At 63.6% G+C, this 14,198-nt stretch carries 13 protein-coding genes and 1 pseudogene; 1 reads left to right on the forward strand and 13 read right to left on the reverse strand.

Features of this window, described 5'->3' with window-relative positions:
- Window positions 1-10: 10 nt before the first annotated feature.
- Window positions 11-904, reverse strand: a complete 894-nt coding sequence (locus FCK22_RS07860; protein WP_269451600.1) for an NAD(P)-dependent oxidoreductase — start codon at window positions 902-904, stop codon at window positions 11-13.
- Between the two features lie 158 nt (window positions 905-1,062).
- Between FCK22_RS07860 and FCK22_RS07865 the strand changes: the two genes are divergently transcribed.
- On the forward strand, window positions 1,063-2,559 hold the full coding sequence (locus tag FCK22_RS07865; RefSeq protein WP_067266509.1) for an aldehyde dehydrogenase family protein: 1,497 nt from the start codon (window positions 1,063-1,065) through the stop codon (window positions 2,557-2,559).
- 67 nt (window positions 2,560-2,626) lie between these two features.
- On the opposite strand, the gene FCK22_RS07870 is transcribed toward FCK22_RS07865, so the two are convergent.
- The 12 genes and pseudogenes from FCK22_RS07870 to FCK22_RS07925 form a co-directional block, all read right to left on the reverse strand.
- On the reverse strand, window positions 2,627-3,910 hold the full coding sequence (locus FCK22_RS07870) for a TRAP transporter large permease (protein WP_067266506.1): 1,284 nt from the start codon (window positions 3,908-3,910) through the stop codon (window positions 2,627-2,629).
- Window positions 3,903-4,421, reverse strand: coding sequence for a TRAP transporter small permease (locus FCK22_RS07875; protein ID WP_067266504.1), 519 nt, complete (start codon window positions 4,419-4,421; stop codon window positions 3,903-3,905). The genes FCK22_RS07870 and FCK22_RS07875 overlap by 8 nt, the downstream gene beginning before the upstream one ends.
- Before the next feature lie 66 nt (window positions 4,422-4,487).
- Window positions 4,488-5,471, reverse strand: a complete 984-nt coding sequence (locus FCK22_RS07880; protein ID WP_136720360.1) for a TRAP transporter substrate-binding protein — start codon at window positions 5,469-5,471, stop codon at window positions 4,488-4,490.
- A 115-nt stretch (window positions 5,472-5,586) separates the two neighbouring features.
- Window positions 5,587-6,492 carry an HAD-IIA family hydrolase gene (locus FCK22_RS07885; RefSeq protein ID WP_067266500.1) on the reverse strand — a complete coding sequence of 302 codons (906 nt, stop codon included), beginning with the start codon at window positions 6,490-6,492 and terminating at the stop codon, window positions 5,587-5,589.
- On the reverse strand, window positions 6,489-7,298 hold the full coding sequence (gene phnE / locus FCK22_RS07890) for a phosphonate ABC transporter, permease protein PhnE (protein WP_067266492.1): 810 nt from the start codon (window positions 7,296-7,298) through the stop codon (window positions 6,489-6,491). Before phnE (FCK22_RS07890) ends, FCK22_RS07885 begins: the two co-directional genes overlap by 4 nt.
- A complete protein-coding gene (phnE, locus tag FCK22_RS07895; protein WP_067266491.1) occupies window positions 7,295-8,089 on the reverse strand; it encodes a phosphonate ABC transporter, permease protein PhnE in 795 nt (264 codons plus the stop codon). Before phnE (FCK22_RS07895) ends, phnE (FCK22_RS07890) begins: the two co-directional genes overlap by 4 nt.
- Entirely contained in the window at window positions 8,086-8,859 is a 774-nt protein-coding gene (gene phnC, locus FCK22_RS07900; RefSeq protein WP_067266488.1) for a phosphonate ABC transporter ATP-binding protein, read from the reverse strand. Before phnC ends, phnE (FCK22_RS07895) begins: the two co-directional genes overlap by 4 nt.
- A gap of 54 nt (window positions 8,860-8,913) precedes the next feature.
- Entirely contained in the window at window positions 8,914-9,894 is a 981-nt protein-coding gene (gene phnD / locus FCK22_RS07905; protein WP_067266484.1) for a phosphate/phosphite/phosphonate ABC transporter substrate-binding protein, read from the reverse strand.
- Window positions 9,895-10,082: 188 nt separating this feature from the next.
- A complete protein-coding gene (locus tag FCK22_RS07910; RefSeq protein WP_067266482.1) occupies window positions 10,083-10,796 on the reverse strand; it encodes an FCD domain-containing protein in 714 nt (237 codons plus the stop codon).
- On the reverse strand, window positions 10,793-11,635 hold the full coding sequence (locus tag FCK22_RS07915) for a sulfite exporter TauE/SafE family protein (protein ID WP_067266472.1): 843 nt from the start codon (window positions 11,633-11,635) through the stop codon (window positions 10,793-10,795). Before FCK22_RS07915 ends, FCK22_RS07910 begins: the two co-directional genes overlap by 4 nt.
- Window positions 11,636-11,639: 4 nt before the next feature.
- Entirely contained in the window at window positions 11,640-12,401 is a 762-nt protein-coding gene (locus FCK22_RS07920; RefSeq protein ID WP_067266469.1) for a DUF1028 domain-containing protein, read from the reverse strand.
- Between the two features lie 3 nt (window positions 12,402-12,404).
- Window positions 12,405-14,197: pseudogene (locus FCK22_RS07925) on the reverse strand (gamma-glutamyltransferase family protein).
- Window position 14,198 lies beyond the last annotated feature (1 nt).

Here is a 14,198-nt window from a genome sequence, read left to right on the forward strand (position 1 = left end):
CCCCTCAAGCTTAACCCTTGCGGAAATGTTGCACCAATTCAGGGACATAGGCATCGCCCGCGCCCTTTTCGACGACTTGGGATAGGGCGCGATAGACCCCATCGGCAATCTCGACCTGCGCGCCCGCTTGGGCGGACATCTGGCGGTAATAGTCGAAATCCTTCAGCGCATTGCTGATCGCGAAGGGCAGCGCCTCGCGGTCGCCGCTGGTGATGAAGGGCGACAGCCGATCAAGCGCGACACTGGCACCGCCGCCGCCCGCCAAGACATCCACGAAACTCTGCGGATCGATCCCCGCATCTGCCGATTGCGCAGCCGCCTCGGCCAGCAGGGACATGAAGCCGACCGAGACATAGTTGTGCAGCAGTTTCAGCCGATGGCCCGCGCTGACCGCGCCCACATGTTTGACCTCTTCGGTGAAGGCGGCGAGCACCGGAGAGACCTTTTCGACCGTGGCCGCGTCACCGCCGACGAGCAGGTTCAGCTTGCCCTCATGGGCAAACTGCGCGGTGCGGGTCATCGGCGCATCGACAAAATCGCCCCCCGCCGCCTTGACCGCCTCGGCCATCTTCAACGTCGAGGCGGGCAGGGAGGTCGAGCAATCGACGACCACAGCACCCGGCTTCAACCCCACGATGACGCCGCCCTCTCCGGTCAGGATCCCTTCGACCTGCGGCGAGCCGGTAACGCAGAGGATGATCACGTCGGATGCGGCCGCCAGATCGCTCAGACTGTCAAAGGCGGTGGCCCCCAGCCCGTCCAACTCATCGGTCGGCTGGTTGCCGGGGTGGTCGAAATAGCCAAGCGCAAAACCCCCGCGCCGCATCACGTTGCGGGCAATTCCGTGGCCCATCAGGCCGACACCGATCATACCGATTTTCATGGATTTTCCTTCGCTTGCCACCGCCACACTTGCGGCGGTTCCCTTGGGGAAAGTTCTAGCGATCCGCCCGGCACGGTGCAACGCGGCAGGGCCGGATTTTCTTGGTCAAACAGGGCTTTGTATATTTGAAACCGACAATTCGATTGATAGGAATGGCGCATTAATGGAATGAGGCTGAAATGACTTTGACCCGCGACCCCCACCAGATTGCCGAAACGCTTTACCACGGGCAGTTCTGCCCGATGTTCATCGACGGTCAGGACGTGCCCGCGTACTCCGGCGCGGTGATCGAGGTGAAAGATCCCGCCTCTGGCCGCAAGCTGGCGGAAGTGCCGCGCGGCGGGGCGCGGGATGTCGATCTGGCCGTGGATGCCGCGCGCCGGGCCTTCGAAGGCGTCTGGTCCACCTTCACCCCCTACGACCGGCAGGAGGTGCTGTTGCGCATCGCCGATGTGATGGAGCGAGATTGGGAGAAGCTCTGTGTCTCCGACACCGCCGACATGGGGCTGCCGCTGGCACGGACGCTCGGGAATAAGCGGCGGGTGATCGGGATGCTGCGCTTCTACGCAGGTCAGGCGGTGGCGCTGCATGGTGACGTGATCGAAAACTCGATCTCGCAGTCTATGCTGTCCTTCACCACCCGCGAGCCGGTCGGCGTGGTGGGCGCGATCATCCCGTGGAACGCCCCGACCGCCGCCTCGATCTGGAAAATCGCCCCGGCGCTGGCCACCGGCTGCACCGTGGTTCTGAAACCCTCCGAAGATGCGCCGCTGACGCCCTTGATGATCGCGCGGCTAATGCAAGAGGCGGGCGTGCCAGATGGCGTGGTCAATGTGGTCACCGGCACGGGCCGCGAGGCCGGGGCGCGGCTGGCCGAGCATCCGGACGTGAACAAGGTGGTCTTCACCGGCTCGACCGCGACCGGCAAGACCATCGCCCGGGCCGGGGTGGAGAACCTCAAGCGGATCACGTTGGAACTTGGGGGCAAGTCGCCGCTGATCATCTGCAAGGATGCCGACCTCGACAAGGCGGTGCCGGTGGCGGCGATGGCGGTCTATGCGCATTCGGGCCAGATCTGCATCGCGGGCTCGCGGCTCTTCGTGGCGCGGGAGATTCAGGATGAGTTTATCGAGAAGCTCACCGCCTTCGCGCGGGGGCTGAGGATCGGGCATGGCCTTGACGAAGGCACCGATCTCGGCCCGCTCATCAATGCCGTGCAGACCGAGAAGGTCGAAGACTATATCGCCAAGGGCGAGGCCGAGGGCGCGCGGCTGGTCACCGGCGGTGGTCGGCCCGAGGGGGCGGGCTACGCGGGCGGCAACTTCCTCGAACCGGTGATCTTTGCCGATGTGAAAGACGAGATGACCATCGCGCGGGAGGAGATTTTCGGCCCCGTGATCTCGGTCCTGCCCTTCGACACGATGGAGGAGGTCGTGACCCGCGCCAATGCCACGCCCTACGGGCTGGCGGCGGGGATCTTCACCCGCGATCTCGGGGTGGCGCATCGGTCGGTGAAGAAGCTGAAGGCCGGATCGGTCTGGGTGAACATGTACCACGCGATCGACCCGGCGGTGCCCTTTGGCGGGCTGAAGATGTCGGGCTACGGCAAGGAGGGTGGCGTGGAGCACCTGCAGGCGTATCTGGATACCAAGGCGGTTTGGATTCAGACGGAGTGATTGAACGCTGAGGGCAGCGCCGGCCCGCGGGGTGGTGCTGCCCGGCTTTTAGCCGGGCGGAACCTAGTTAGAAGCCGCTGATGCTCGGTAGCCAAGTGCTCAAAGCTGGCACAAACGTCAGCAACATCAACACGACGAAATTCGCCAAAAAGAACGGCGGCATCTCGCGGATCAGTGCGGCGGGCTTCAGGTTCACCGCCGAGGAGACCACGAAGATCAGGCTCCCCACCGGCGGCGTCGTCAGCCCCAGCGTCAGATTCACGATCACCACGATGGCAAAATGATCCGGCGCGATGCCGAGCGCGTGACTGATCGGCGCGAGGATCGGGACGAGGATCATCACCCCCGGCAGCGGATCCATGAAGAGGCCGAAGAGCAGCAACAGCACATTGACCGCCAAGAGAAACAGGATCGGCGAAAGCTCCCACGCGATGATCGTCTCGGCCAGAAACTGCGGCACGCCTTCGATCACCAAGACCCATGCGAAAGCCCGCGCGGCCCCAAGGATCAGCAACACCGCGGATGAGATCAGCGCCGCGCGTAGGATCAACCCCGGCAAATCGCGCAGGCGCAAAGCGCGGTAGACGAAGAACCCGCAAAACAGCGCATAGAACACGGCGATGACCGACGCTTCGGTCGGGGTGAAAATGCCACCCCGGATACCGCCAACGATCAGCACGATCAGCCCAAGCGCGGGCAGCGCCATCAGGCTGTTGCGCCACATCTGCGCACGCTCGGGCCGGGCCTCATCGCTGCGGTAATCGCGTTTCCAACTGACCCAACCGTTGGCCGCAAGGCTCCCTCCGGCGAGCAGCAGCCCCGGAATGACACCCGCCATGAACAGGGACCCGACCGAGACTTCCTGATCCTGCAAGGCATAGATAATCATCACGATCGAAGGCGGGATGATCGGCCCCACCACGGCGGAAGAGATCGTTAACGCCCCGGCGTAGGAGCGGTCGTAGCCGCCTTTCTCCATCATGCGGATCATCATCGCGCCGGGGCCCGCCGCATCGGCCAGGGCCGAGCCGGAGATGCCTGCGAACATGGTCGAAGAGATCACATTGGCATAGCCCAGCCCCCCGCGCAGATGGCCCACGAATTGCGCCGCGAAACGCAAAAGCGTGTGGGTGATCGCCCCGCCGGTCATGATCTCGGCGGCGAGGATGAAGAAGGGCACGGCCAGCAGTGGAAAACTGTCGAGGCCCGAGAACATCTCCTTCACCACCACGATCTGCGGGTAGGAACTGCCCAGACCGATGGCGGCAAAGACGGAAATGGCCATGGCAAAGGCGACGGGCAGCCCCAGCACCATGAGCACGAAAAGCGAGATGAAGAGGATCTCAGCCATTGGCGGCTCCCGGCATGTTTTCGGTCTGACCTTCGGGCTGGTGATAGCGGCCCGCCATGATGAAGGGCCGTGCGATCAGCAACAGATGTACGATCAGCAGCGTGAATCCGACCGGCATGGCGGCATAGACATAGCGGAACGACAGGCGCATCGCCGGGGTCATCTGATACTGTGCGCGCTGCATATAGTCCCAGCCGACTTTGACCATGAAGGCAAAGAAGAACAGCAAAATCAAAATGATGACCCCGCGCAGGATGCGCTGCATCCGCGTGTTCATCACATCATGCAGATTGGTGATGGCCACATGGCCGCCCTGCCGCAGGGCAAGGCCAGCCCCCAGAAAGGCCATCCAAATCATCAGGTAACGGGCGGATTCATCGGACCACGACAGCGAATGGTTGGTGCTGAACCGCAGGGCGACATTGGCCCCCACGACCAAGACCATCCCCGTCAAACAGGCGATCACCACGGCGGCGTTCACCTTGACGAATAGCTGTTCCAATCTGCGCATGGTTTCCCTCCCGTGCAAAACGGCCGGAAGCACTGCTCCCGGCCGTCCGTCTTTCCGTCGCGGCGCTTACTCGGTCGCGGCGATCTGGTCGATCAGCTCTTTGCCGTAGGTCTCGTAGTACCCCTCATAGGCGCTCTCGATGGAGGCGCGGAAAGCGGCCTTCTGCTCTTCGCTCAGTTCGTTCACTTCCATGCCGCGCTCTTTCAGCGTCTCGACACCGCTTTGCTCCACGTCATCGACGAAGGCGCGCATGGCGGAGACGGCCTCGGTCGCGCCTTTCTCGAAGGCGGCTTTGTCTTCATCAGACAGACCCTCCCAGAAGGGTTTGGAGACCAGCAGCATGGCGGGCGAATAGACGTGGCCCGAGAGGGTCAGGTACTTCTGCACCTCGTCGAGCTTCACGGAGACGATCACCGAGAGCGGATTTTCTTGCCCGTCGATGGTGCCCTGTTGCAGCGAGCTGATCACCTCGGGCCAGGCCATCGGCGTGGGGGCGGCACCAGCGGCGTTGAAGGCTTCGAGGTGCACCGGGTTTTCCATGGTGCGCAGCTTCATGCCCGCGATGTCTTCGGGTGTCTCAATGGCGTTGCGGTTGTTGGTGATGTGGCGGAAACCCTGTTCGCCCCAAGCCAAGGCCACCATGCCCGCGCCGTCGAACTCAGCCAAGATGTCCTGACCGATCGGCCCGTCAAGCACGCGGCGCGCGTGGTCGAGGCTGCGGAACAGGAAGGGGATGTCGGTCACACCGGTGGCGGGGACGAAGTTGCTCAGCGTGCCGGTGGAGACGATGGTCGCCTCGACGGTGCCCAGTTGCAGGCCTTCGACGACCTCGCGCTCACCGCCCAGACCGGAGGAGGGGAAATGGCGGAAGCTGAACTTGCCGTCGGTCTCGGCCTCGACGACCTTTTGCCACTTCTGCGCCGCGACGCCGTAGTGGCTGTCGGGGGCAAGGGCGTAGCCGATCTTGACTTCGGTCTCGGCGCTCAGGGCTCCTCCGGTGAGCGCGCCCAAAGTGGCGAAAATTGCGGTGGGCTTGGTGATTTTGAACATTTTGTATCCTCCAGCGATCTTATTAACAAGGTCACGAAAACTGCTAGCGGCGGATGTTCAGAATGGCAATGGGGGTGGGGCGCTTTGTGGACAATGAATCCACAGCAAAGCGCCGCTAAATTTCCGTGACGATATGATCGGGCGCGATGCCCGAGCTTTGGATCGCCGCAGCAACCTCCAACCCCAAGAGGGAGCCGTGGCCGGTGACCAGTGCCGTGGCGAAACCCGCCTGCGCGCCGCCGAGGATGTCGGTGTGCAGCGTGTCGCCGACCATCAGCACGCGCGCCGGATCGACGGGCTTTGCCCGAGCGAGGGCCAGATCGAAGATATCGGGGAAGGGCTTGCCGCAGAAATGCACCGCCACACCGGTCGCGTCGATCAGACGATGCGCGAACCAGCCGGGTTCGAGCGAAAGACCATCCTCACGCGGGGCGACGAGATCGGGGTTGCCGACGAAGACGGGCCGGGGCTGGCGTTTCAGACTGGCCTCCAACAGGGCCTGCCGCGCCTCAGTCCACCCATCCGCCCCGACGAGGAGGAACCCTTCGGCCCGGTCATAGACTGCCGGATCATCCGCCAGAACGGTCGCGCCGAGGTCGGCGATCTCTCCCATGTCCTTATCGGGATTCAGCATCACGCCCCATCGGCGCGCGGGCTCTTCGGCGACGCGGTGCAGCAGCGCCTCGCGGCTGGTGACCACCTCGTCGGCTGCGAAATCAAAGCCAAGCCGCGCGTAGCGGTCCATCATATGCCCCTTGGGATAGGCGGCGGAGTTGCTGACGACCATGACCGATTTGCCCATCTCGCGCAGAGCGGCGATGGTCTGCGCGGCCCCCGTGATCGCGGTTTCGCCGACGTTCAGCACGCCATAGGCGTCGAACAGGATCAACTCATAGGGCGCGACGATATCGAGGAAACGGGCGGCCTCCGCCCCATGGCCAAGCTTGTCGCAGGCGGGCAGGCGGGGGCGCAGGCGCTGGTATTCGGCCAGCGCCTGCGCAGAGTCTATGGCGAGACTCACAGGATGCGGCGGCGCAGGAAGGCCGAGATCACCTCACCGATGATCACCAACACGATGATCGCGATGAGGATCGTGGCGACCTCGGGCCAGTTGAAGGTGTCGATGGCACCTTGCAGGATGATCCCGATGCCGCCCGCGCCGACGAGGCCCAGAACGGTTGATTCGCGCAGGTTGATGTCCCACCGCAGGATCGAGACAGCCCAGAAGGTCGGCATGACCTGCGGCACGATGGCATAGGCGATGACCTTGAAGCGTGATGCGCCGGTGGCCTCCAGAGCCTCCACGGGGCGGCGGTCGATCTCCTCGATCGCCTCGCCCAGAAGCTTGCCGATGAAGCCAATGGAGCGGAACATGATCGCGAGGATCCCCGCCACTACGCCGGGGCCGAAGATCGCCACGAAGAGAAGCGCCCAGATGATCGTGTTCACCGACCGCGAGGTCACGAGAATGAGCCGCCCGAGCCAGAGCGTGGCCCGATTGGGCGTGGTGTTTTGGGCCGCGATATAGGCCACCGGCAGTGACAGCAGCACCGCAAAGGTGGTCGCGAAAGTGGCGATGTTCACCGTGTCCCAAAGCACCTTGAGGATGGTGTCGAGGTTGCTGGGGTCGGGCGGATACATGCGACCGAAAAGGTCGCCAATCTGCTCGGGCGCGCCCCAGACCCAGGCCCAAATGACCTCGATCGAAGTGAGCGCCCATGCGATGGCGAGGGCGCAGCCCAGAAGCACGCCGTAGCGCGTGAGGCGTTGGCGCAGGGTGAAACGGGTCCAGTCGTCGCGGCCGAATTTCTCTGCAATCGTCGTCATTGGATGCGCTTTCTGATCACGCCGCTGACGGCTTCGGAAACAAGGATGACACCGACGATGACCATAGTGATCGCCAGCGCGAAGTCATAGTCGTAGCGGCCAAAGGCATTGGCGAGCGTCGCCCCGATGCCGCCCGCGCCGACGATGCCCACCACCGCTGAGGCGCGCAGGTTGCTGTCGAGCTGATAGATCGTGAGACCGATTTGCCGCGGCATGATCTGGGGAAAGATCGCGTAGACGAGGGTCGAGAAATAGGGCGCACCGGCGGCCCGCATTGCCTCCACCTGACCGAAGTCGATCTCCTCGATCCGTTCGGCCAGCATCTTGGCGACGAAGCCGATGGAATAGACGATCAGCGTCAGCACACCCGCAAAGGGGCCAAAGCCCACGGCCTTGACGAAGAGGATCGCCACGATCACCGGGTGAAAGCTGCGCGCCACGATGATGATGGCGCGGCCAAGGTAGAAGATCGGCTTGGGTGCCACGTTGCGCGCGGACATGAAAGCGATGGGGATCGACAAAAGCACGCCGCCCGCGGTGGCGAGGATGGCGATCTTGAGGCTCTCAAGAAAACCGTCGATCAACAGGCCCGAGCGTTCGAAACTGGGCGGGAAGGCCCCGCCGAAGATGCGCCCGGCGCGCCCCAGCCCTTCGGCGACGCGGTTCCAGTCAATCGGCATGGTCAGACCGACCCAACCGAAATAGGCCACCGCGCCCAAGATCACCGCCCACCGCAGCACCGGGTTGGCGATGAAGGGTGGTTTTTTCCAACTGTCCCGCGGCGCGCTCATGCCGCGGCCCCATCTTTGGCGCGGTCCGCATGGGGGCTGCCCGCGTAGATCTGATCCATCGCCGCTTGGTCGAGCTTGCTCGGCTTGTCGTCGAAGATGATCCGGCCATAGCGCATGCCGACGATACGGTCGGTGTATTCCTTGGCCTCGGTCACGTTGTGGATGTTGATCAGCACCGGCAGTTTCAGCTCCCCGGCCAGATCGCGCAGCAGGCCCATGATCTGCTCTGACGTTTTGGGGTCGAGCGAGGCGGTCGGCTCATCCGCCAGCAGAATGTCCGGGTCTTGCATCAGCGCGCGGACCACGCCGACGCGCTGGCGTTCACCGCCCGAAAGCTGGTCGGCGCGGGTGTTGGCATATTGCGCGATGCCGACACGCTCCATCAGCTCATAGGCGCGGCGGATGTCGGCTTTGGGATAGCGGCGGGTCACGGCGGACCATGTCGAGATGTAGCCCAAGCGACCGGACTGGACGTTCTCCATCACCGTGAGGCGGTCGACGAGGTTGAAGCCCTGAAACACCATGCCGATCTTGCGCCGCGCGGCGCGCAGGTTTTTGCCGCGCAGGTTGGTCAGTTCGGTGCCGTTGAGCATGATCGACCCCGAGGTCGGCTCCACCAGTCGGTTGATGCAGCGCAGCAGCGTCGATTTGCCCGCGCCGGAGGAACCGATGATCGAAACGACGCTTTCGCCCTCGATCGTCAGGTCGAGGTTCTTCAGCACCGGATCACCGCTGCCATAGCGTTTCACGAGGTCGGAGATTTTCAGCATTTAATGTACCTTAAACGTGGGGCCGACCGCTTGGTCGCCCCCGGTGTTGAACGATTATTCAGCCGCGAGGCCCTGCGGCGTGTACTCGACGCCGTTCGCCTTCTGGATCTGACGGATCACCGCCCACTGGTCCTTGTAGGTGATCGGGACGAACTTGCTCACGCCCGCGAATTCCTCACCCAGGGCTGTGCCTTCGAAGTCGAAGGAGAAGAAGGCTTCCTTGATCTTTTCCTTCAGCTCGGGCGCGAGGTCATGCGCGACACCGTAGGAGGTTGTCGGGAAGGGATCGCTTTCCCAGACGATGCGCACGTCCTCGGGGTCGTAGAGACCACGCTCGGCCATACGGTCGACCACTTCGGAGGCCACCGGGGCCGCGTCATAGTCACCCGCGACGACGCCCAGCATGGACTGGTCGTGGCTGCCCGAATAGGTCACTTCGTAATCCTCACCCGGCACGACGCCCAGATCGGGGAAGAGCGCGCGCGGCGCTTGGTTGCCGGAGTTCGAGGTCGGCGAGGTATGCGCGATGCGCTTGCCGGCCAGATCCTTCATCTCCTTGATGTCGCTGTCGGCCTGTGTGTAGACCTGCAGCTTGTAGCCGAACTGACCGTCCTCGGCACCCATGATGGCAAAGGGCTCAACGCCTGCGAGGTTCACGGCAAAGGGCGTGGGACCGGTGGAGAAACCGGCGATATGCAGGCGGCCCGAACGCATCGCCTCGACCTCGGCGGAGTTCGACTGCACGGCGAAGAACTGCACGTCCTTGCCGGTCACGTCCTCAAGGTGCGCGATGAAGGGGGTCCAGATGTCCTCGTAGATCGCCGGGTCTTCGACGGGGGTATAGGCGAAGACCAGCGTCGACGGGTCTTTCAGCATATCGGGATCGGTCGGCGCATCGGCGACCAGATCGCCATCGGCGTCGCAGAACATCTTGTCCAAGGCGCCGCGCTCGCAATCCTCTTGCGCGAAGGCAAGGCTGCCCGTCAGTGTGAAGGCCGCGGTGAGACCTGCGGCGAATAGGTATTTATGAGACATTGCGTTCTCCTCCCTGAGAATCCGCGCATCTGGCGCGAAATACAATAATGCGCAGATACGAACATCGAACAGTTTCGTTTGCAAGCTGTTCCGGCGCGTCGGCGGACAAAATTGTCTCAAAGCTGTAACATCTCCCACCGCAAAGCGAGGAAGGCCAGTGCGCGGTTTAACCAGTCGAAACGGGGGCTTCAGAGATCGAGTTCGATCTTGCGCACCCGGTCGCGCAGCAGGGTTTTGGAAACGGTCAGCAAATGCTGCTCCATCGCAGCGGCAGCGCCAAGCGTATCGCGCCGGGCGATGGCGTCGTTCAGGGTCATGTGCTGCTCGCCCAGAACCTGTAGCGTTTCGGGGGCGTGATAGGTGCGGCGGCGCGAGGTCCATGCCACTTCGCGGCGCACCGCGCGGATGGATTCGTAGACCGTAAGGAACAGCGGATTCCGCGCCATCTCGGCGATCTTGTAGTGGAACATGTCATCCGCCGCCTCATAGGCGTCCGGGTCGCTGAGGTTCAGCGTGGCGCGCATCAACTGATCCAACCGCTCGATCTCTTGCGGGCGGGCGCGGTCGGCGGCGAGGGCGGCAAGGGCAGGCTCAACCTCTAGCCGCACTTCCATCACGTCGCTTGGCGTGACCTGTCGTGCAAGGTGGCGCAGGCTGTCGGCATTGGTCGCGGGCGGCGGTGTGGCGAATGTGCCTTGGCCGTGGCGGCGGTAGATCGTGCCGTCCTCTTGCAACAGGCCAAGCGCCAGCCGCAGCCGCGCCCGGCTCACGCTGAAATGCTCGGCCAGCGCCCGTTCGGGCGGCATCCGCCCGTCGTTCAGGATGTCCCCCTGGCGGATCGCTCCGCGCAGCCGCTCGGCCAATTCATCTTCACTTGGGGCGGACTGGGGGGTCTGTGTCATGAGTTGGAAAACGCTTCAAATAAATCAATGAACATACGCAGAGAGGTTACCATTAGGAAAATTCCAAAGGCAAACCGAAGCGCCCGGCGCGGGATGCTATGGGCTAGTTTCACACCTACATGGGCAAAGCTGGAAGTGAGCGGAATGATGATGGCCGCCGCCGCAAGGTTCACATAGCCTAGCGAGAAGGGCGGCAGCCCCTCGGCCCCGAGGCCGGTGAGCGCATAGACCACCGCACCGGGCAGGCCGATGATGAAACCGATCGCGGCAGAGGTGCCCACGGCGCGGCGGATGTCGTAGCCCAGAAAGTTCAACAACGGCACGCCAATGGTGCCGCCCCCGATGCCCATCATCGCCGACAGCCCGCCGGTGACGACGCCGAGAATCGCCCAGATCGGTTTGGCAAAGCCGCGCGGCGTGGGGTCGTCCTTGGTTTTGCGAAAGATCATATCGAGGGCAACGAGTGCGGCCACGGTGGCAAAGACGCCGACAAGGATCAGCCCCGAGACATAGCCCCCCAGAAGCGCGCCGATCACGACGCCGATCAGCAGCGACGGCGCCCAGAGTTTCAAAAGGTCCATATCAATCGCGCCGCGTTTGAAGTGACCATAGCCCGAGGACAGCGAGGTAAAGACGATTGTCGCAAGCGAGGTGCCCACCGCCACCTGCATGGTGATCGCCGGGTCCATCCCCGCCGTCGACAGCGCAAGATAAAGCGCGGGCACGATCACGATGCCGCCGCCCACACCAAGCAGCCCCGCAAGGATGCCGCCAAAGACCCCGGCGGAAACCGCAATGGCGAGAAGGGGCAGAAGCTGGCTGAAATCGAGCGCGTTCATATGGTTAATCTTTCTTTGTCTCTAAATCTGTCGCCAGCGACCGGCTGGGCTTGCCCGCCGCCTTGCGGGCCTCTTCGGCGCGGGTGATCGCCGCATCAATCGGCGCGCGGTCCGAGGTGCCCGAGAAATTGTCGAGGCTCGGCATCGCTTCGGCCACATGGAGATAGCGCTCTCCGGCGACGTCGAACAGCCGGTCAAGTTCGCTCAGCGGATCGCCATGATCATCGACGCGCAGGTCGAGATAAGCGTGGTCCTGTCCGCGGTGGATCACCAGCCCCGCCGCTTGACGCCCGCGCATGTCGCCGCCCGCCTCTTCGCCCGCGCGCATGGCGGCGAGCAGACGTTCGGCCATCGGCAGGTCATGGCGCGCGGCGTAGGTCTCGAACGTGGCCTCCACCACCTCCGGCCCGGTCAGCATATTGCCCGCGACGGAGTGAATGGTCCCCACACGGTGCCCGGCCCAATCGACACAGCCCGCGCCGGTATGCGCGGCGAAGTTTCCTTGGGCATCGAGCATGTGACACTGGCGGATGTCGCGCCCCGCATCGCGGGCGGCGAATTCCTTCAGCAGTGCTTCGGCGGGGTCGCCGCTTTCCAGCATGCGCCGGCCTTCGGTCCCCCAGAGCGGGTTGACGAAAGCCTGTGTGGCCACGGCGACGCGCCGCCCGATGTAGGGCACGGCGGCACCGCAGGCGAAAAAACGGCTGGCCACGGCGATGCCAATCTCTTGGCTGTCCGGATCACGGGCAATGATGGAATAGGTCATGGGTCAGCGTCCTACGGCATAGGCCTGCATCAGGCGGGGGGTCGCGGCGGCGTGAAGGCTGCCATCAGGGTTGCGCAGCGCAGCGGTCATTCGGCCCACCGACCATGGCTCGGCCACGGTAACGATATGCCCCCGGGCGCGCAGCGCGTCGATCACTGCGGGGCCGACATTGGGTTCGATCATCATCTCGCCGGGCAGGGCTTGGCGGGGGAAGAAACTGCTTTGGAAGTGCAGCGTGTGGAACAGCGGTGCGTCCATCCCCTCTTGCAGGTCGAGGCCGTGGTGCACGAAACGCAGGAACCAGATCAGCTGCCATTGGTCCTGCTGGTCGCCGCCCGGCGTGCCAAAGACCAACTGCCGCCCATCGGCATGTTCGGCAAAAGAGGGGGTCAGCGTGGTGCGCGGACGCCGTCCGGGGGCGAGGGAGGTGGGCAAACCCCGCTCAAGCCAGAACATCTGCGCGCGGGAGTTCAGTGGAAAGCCAAGCCCCGGCACCACCGGATTGCTCTGCAACCACCCGCCCGAGGGCGTGGCCGAGACCATATTGCCCCACCGGTCGATCACATCGAGATGCACGGTATCGCCGCGTTTCTCGGTCAAATGCGCCATCGTCGGCTCTTGCGGGGCTGCGTTCTGAACGCCGAAATCACGGGCCGCGCGTTCGATATAGCGCTCGGCCAGATGCTCCAGCCCCGCGATCACGCCGGGGCGCTGCTCAAGCGATGCCTTGCCGTTCACCAGCTTCGCGCGTTCCGCGTTATAGGCATCAGAAAGCAGTTCTTCCATCGGGATGATGCTCTGCTCGGGGTCGCCGTAATAGGCCTCGCGGTCGGCATAGGCGAGTTTCATCGCCTCGATCACCGTATGGGTAAAGGAGGCGCCCATCGGGTCCATCGCGGCAAGATCGAAATGTTTGAGGATGGCGAGGGTCTGCAAGAACACCGGGCCTTGCGACCAAGCGTGGGTCTTATGCACCGTCCAGCCGTGGTATTCGTAGGTCAGCGTGTCTTCGTAGCTGGCCTGCCATTTGGCCATGTCCTCGCGCGCCAGAAGGGCGCTGTTCTTTTGCTCGGACACGTCATGCACGCAGGCATCTTCGAGATAGTCGAAAATCGCATCTGCCACGAAACCTTCGGACCAGATTTTGCGCGCCGCTTCGATCTGTGCGCTGCGGTCTTCGCTTGTGGCTTCGGCCTCGCTGACCAAACGCTCATAGGTCGCGGCCAGATCGGGGTTCTTGAAGTTGGCGTTCGGCTCAGGCGCCGCACCGCCGGGCGTCCAGACCGCGGCGGAGCTGGGCCATTCGGCGGCGAAATATTCGGCCAGCCCCTTGATGGTGTTCGACACGCGCGGCAGCACCGGATGCCGTCGCGGGCATAGTCGATCGCCGGTTGCATCACCTCGCGCAGACCCATCGTGCCATGGTCGCGCAGCATCAGCATCCAGCCGTCGAATGCCCCCGGCACCACGGTAGAGAGAAGACCCGAACCGGGGATCAACTTGAGACCCAGAGCCTCGAAATGCTCCAGCTTGGCGGCGGCGGGGCTGACCCCTTGGGCGCAGACAACCTTGGTCGTCTGTTTCTCCGCGTCGTGAAAGATGATCGGCAGGTCGCCCGCCGGGCCGTTCAAATGCGGCTCGACCACTTGCAGGACAAAGCCCGCGGCGACAGCGGCGTCAAAGGCGTTGCCACCTTTTTCAAGGATGCCGAACCCCACGGTCGAGGCGATCCAATGGGTCGAAGTGGTGACACCAAAGGAGCCGCGGATCTCGGGGCGGGTGGTGAAGGGGGTCATG

The sequence above is a fragment of the Sulfitobacter sp. 15WGC genome, from assembly GCF_005068605.1.
Classification (GTDB): Bacteria; Pseudomonadota; Alphaproteobacteria; order Rhodobacterales; family Rhodobacteraceae; genus Sulfitobacter; species Sulfitobacter faviae.

Coding starts and splice junctions, on each gene's coding strand:
- FCK22_RS07920 (WP_067266469.1), bottom strand. CDS start 12,401: ATGACCTATTCCATCATTGCCCGTGATCCGGACAGCCAAGAGATTGGC.
- FCK22_RS07880 (WP_136720360.1), bottom strand. CDS start 5,471: ATGTTCAAAATCACCAAGCCCACCGCAATTTTCGCCACTTTGGGCGCG.
- FCK22_RS07910 (WP_067266482.1), bottom strand. CDS start 10,796: ATGACACAGACCCCCCAGTCCGCCCCAAGTGAAGATGAATTGGCCGAG.
- FCK22_RS07875 (WP_067266504.1), bottom strand. CDS start 4,421: ATGCGCAGATTGGAACAGCTATTCGTCAAGGTGAACGCCGCCGTGGTG.
- phnD (WP_067266484.1), bottom strand. CDS start 9,894: ATGTCTCATAAATACCTATTCGCCGCAGGTCTCACCGCGGCCTTCACA.
- phnE (WP_067266492.1), bottom strand. CDS start 7,298: ATGACGACGATTGCAGAGAAATTCGGCCGCGACGACTGGACCCGTTTC.
- FCK22_RS07870 (WP_067266506.1), bottom strand. CDS start 3,910: ATGGCTGAGATCCTCTTCATCTCGCTTTTCGTGCTCATGGTGCTGGGG.
- phnE (WP_067266491.1), bottom strand. CDS start 8,089: ATGAGCGCGCCGCGGGACAGTTGGAAAAAACCACCCTTCATCGCCAAC.
- phnC (WP_067266488.1), bottom strand. CDS start 8,859: ATGCTGAAAATCTCCGACCTCGTGAAACGCTATGGCAGCGGTGATCCG.
- FCK22_RS07915 (WP_067266472.1), bottom strand. CDS start 11,635: ATGAACGCGCTCGATTTCAGCCAGCTTCTGCCCCTTCTCGCCATTGCG.
- FCK22_RS07865 (WP_067266509.1), top strand. CDS start 1,063: ATGACTTTGACCCGCGACCCCCACCAGATTGCCGAAACGCTTTACCAC.